The 492-nt window shown below is 60.6% G+C and carries 1 protein-coding gene; it reads left to right on the top strand.

All coding sequences use genetic code 11. From position 1 onward, the window contains the following. The coding region (locus AACY45_RS28120; protein ID WP_339548738.1) for a class I SAM-dependent methyltransferase at positions 1-442 on the top strand (442 nt) is incomplete at its 5' end. Between the last annotated feature and the right edge of the window lie 50 nt (positions 443-492).

Raw genomic sequence — 492 nt, 5'->3', positions numbered from 1 at the left:
CGAAATGGTCGAGGCGGTCGGGCAGGAATATTGGGGCACCTATCTCGCGGCAATCACACGGGCGCAGAACCCCGGCGCGCGCGCAGCGATTCAATATATCGCGATCGATGACGCGATCTTCGAGGCCTATGCGGCGGACGTCGATTTTATACAGCGCTTCGTCTTTCCGGGCGGAATGCTGTTGTCGGAAAGCCGGTTTCGCGCGTTCGCGGAGCAGAACGGGCTCGAGTGGCGCGACCGGCACGGCTTCGGGCTACATTATGCCGAGACGCTGCGCCGCTGGCGCGATCGTTTTGACGCGGCGGTCGCTTCCGGTCGCTTGCCGAAGAAATTCGATCAAAAATTCATCGACTTATGGCGCTATTATCTGATGTACTGCGAAGGTGGCTTTCGCGGCGGCGGGATTGATGTCGCACAGGTGACGCTGGTTAAGGGCGCTTAGCCGATCCGCTCGAAATGCCCGGTCGCGAAATCCTCGGTCAGCAGCGCGAC

Origin of the sequence: Pseudomonas sp. RA_35y_Pfl2_P32 (genome assembly GCF_963970735.1) — a bacterium.
Classification (GTDB): domain Bacteria; phylum Pseudomonadota; class Gammaproteobacteria; order Pseudomonadales; family Pseudomonadaceae; genus Aquipseudomonas.
Note: the sequence above shows the minus strand (reverse complement) of the source record. Positions and strands in the feature narration are given on the sequence as shown.